General features: G+C 44.7%; 1 protein-coding gene. It reads right to left on the reverse strand.

Features of this window, described 5'->3' with window-relative positions:
• Nucleotides 1–204: 204 nt before the first annotated feature.
• Nucleotides 205–2,901 (reverse strand): CBS domain-containing protein, encoded by a 2,697-nt coding sequence (locus O9290_RS20595; protein ID WP_002762424.1) that lies wholly within the window; start codon nt 2,899–2,901, stop codon nt 205–207.
• Nucleotides 2,902–3,176: the final 275 nt, after the last annotated feature.

Raw genomic sequence — 3,176 nt, forward strand, 5'->3', positions numbered from 1 at the left:
TTAGGGTCTGCTGAAAAAGTTTTTCCTGGTGGCAGGGTGTGGGGTGTAGGGTGTAGGGTGTGGGGTTTTAGCGATTTTGAAGGTGTCAATTACCTAATTTTCAGAGAAAAAGTCCCAGAATTTTCCCCCTATCTCTCCCACAACTGGTACTTTTTGATTGACAAAAAGTCTAAAAGTCTTACCCAATAAGGTTTTTAGATTTATTCAGCAAGCCCGAGTTAATCTAGCAATAAAAGCCATAGCTTCGCTTTTATTGCTGACTATTCCATCTAAAGTTGCCCCCAAGACTGCCGCAAGTAACGATTTAAACTGGGGACCCGGTTGATAACCCAAAGCTTTTAGGTCATTGCCGTCGATAGGAGCCTCGATCTGCGACCATTTAGTTAAATATTGCCAGATTAAAGCCCGAATCCTAGTCTCACTCCTCACCGCCACCAGTAACAAACTAGGAACCTTATAACCGTTGAAAAAGCTGACGATTTGACTAATGGGTTGATCATAAGCAAAATTATTGCTAATCTCTCTTTCCATAACTTCTAGTTTTTGTAAACGCTCCACAGTATCTTTGGGCAATTGTAAATTATTAGCGATCGCTATTCTTTCCCCCACAGCCAGAGAAGCGATTAATAATTCCAACCGCATTAACCAAACATTCACCGGCAATTCCAGACTTAAACAATCTAACCAACGACTGAGACAGCGCAATTGTCGCCATAAAGCCCGATTTAAACTTAAATCCCCGTGTAAACAGTGCAAAGCCCCCAAATCAGCCAACTTTTCCAAGGCACTTTCCCAGTAATCCGCCTCTAAAATATAATTCAACTCCGCTTTTAAACGGGACTGTAAAGCGGGTGCATTCTGATTTTGTTGCCGTGAGCGATCATAAACTCCACTTTCGATCGCATACCTAATATAGCTTTCTGTCAAGGGTTCAATAACAAATCCTAACCGAGTGGCAAAACGCACCGCTCGATAGATGCGCGTCGGATCCTCGATAAAACTATTAGCGTGTAAAACCCGGATTTGTTGGGCGCGTAAATCCAACATACCGCCAAAAAAGTCGAGTAATTCCCCCTCTTTCGGCGAAGTTAGGCGAATTGCCAGAGCATTAATCGTAAAATCCCTTCTATACAAATCCTGTCGAATCGAACTAGCCTCCACTTGGGGATTGCTGGCAGGATAAGGATAGAATTCCGTGCGTGCCGTGGCGATATCCACCCATAACGAGCCAAAACGCTCATCTTTGTGCCATAACAAAGCCGCCGTCTGAAATTCCCCGTGAATCGATAACCGGGCCCCCGGATAAATTTCCTGTAAACAATTAGCCAACTCCACCCCTGCACCCACACCGGCGGCGCGATGGCAGCCATCCACCACTAAATCGATATCCTGTAACAATAAAGTATCCCTTTCTGTGGCTAACAATAAATCGCGCACCGCACCCCCAACCAGATAGAGATGCCAACCGCGTTTTTGAGCGGCAGTGGCGGCAGCTTGCAGGAATGACCATAAAATCGGCTCTAAACGCTCTTTAATCGTCGGTAAAAGACAGGAAACCAAAGCAACCCCTTCAAAACGCACCCGCTCATTTTGATGAATCTGTCTTAATACATCTGTACGAGTGACGATACCGACTAACTGCCCGTTTTCTAGTACAGGTAAACGCCCCAAATCGTACGTTACCATCAGTGACTCGATTTCCTGAAGGGAAGTGTCGGGGGTAATAGTTTTCGGATTACAAGTCATGTATCCCTTCACGGGAGAGCGAGAAAAGCCGTGATGGAGAGCTAAATCGAGGTCACGACGAGAAATCACCCCAACTAAGCGATCCTGCTCATCTACCACCGATAAACCCGAATGGCCGTAACGGAAAAGGATGCGCTCGGCTTGAGATATGGAAGTATCGGGACGAATTGTTCGCACTGGGGAAGACATTAAATCCCTAGCGGTGGGAGAGGGAGGAATTTGGGCAATTAAGTCCCCCAGCAGTTGGTTTAACTGTTGAACTGGCTGAACATCGCGAAAGCTCACCGAAGCGGCCTGAGCATGACCACCGCCGTTATAGGGGCAAAAAAGCTGATATAGATTCACCCCATCGATTCTAGAGCGACCAATCACAGTTAAACGCTGTCGGGAATTATCTTCCTCGCCTTTACTATAACTATGGGCAAAAAGTAGCGCATCACTATCGGATAATTCCAGTAGGCGCTCGGCCACACTAGACAAACCGGGGATAAAATCGGCAGTATGGAGGAGAACGTGGGCGATTTTACGGTCATGGATCGTTTTAATCTCTAGATTTTCCCAAGCAAGGCTAAATAACTCCTGTAAGCGCGGGGAAAAACTCGGTTGACAGTATTGGGCGATCGTTTTAATGTTAGCAGCACAGGTCATTAACCAAGCCAAAGCATAGGCATCCCTGGGGGTACTACCGGCAAAAGTCAGGGAACCCGTGTCAACGTGAATACCGAGTGCCATTACCGTCGCTGCCATCGAGTTTGGTTTAATCTGGGCTTTTTGTAAAGCTTCGACAATTAAAGTCGTGGTGGCTCCCACCGCTTCTAAATGGACGCTAGAGGCATGAATATCGCTTTCACTATCCAAATGATGATCATACAATTCGATCGCCTGTAAATGCCCTAAATCGAGCCACTGGGAGGCTTTTCCCAGACGCTCTCGCCACTGATTATCAACGATAATTAAAGAGCGAATACTGGCCGGATTGACACTACGCATTTCAATTAAAGCGAACTCATCCCGATGCAGGGCCAAAAATTCCCTTACTGTTGGGTGCGCTCCCCCCGTTAACACAATGCGACTACCCGCTTTCAGCAACGATAAACCCACCGCTGCCCCCAAAGCGTCAAAATCCGCCGTTTGATGACATAAAATTAAATCCATATTTTTTAGTAAGGAGAAGATATCAGGATTTTTTCTGTATCTATTGTTACTAAATGCTCGGCAATAACCGGGTCAAGAACTATAAGTTAGCAAATAATAGACCTCTTGCATAATTTTTTTATGGTATAATATAAAGTTTTGCTTTTTTCTCAATTCTTAGATTGAAGTGGAAAAAAGAATAAAATGTGATCTTAGGTCAGGAAATCATCTATAATTTTGCTATGTTTATTAGCAAAATTATGGATTATCAAAACTTATCAGATGAACAATTCAAA

This window comes from Microcystis sp. LE19-41.2A, assembly GCF_027530405.1.
Taxonomy (GTDB): Bacteria; Cyanobacteriota; Cyanobacteriia; order Cyanobacteriales; family Microcystaceae; genus Microcystis; species Microcystis aeruginosa.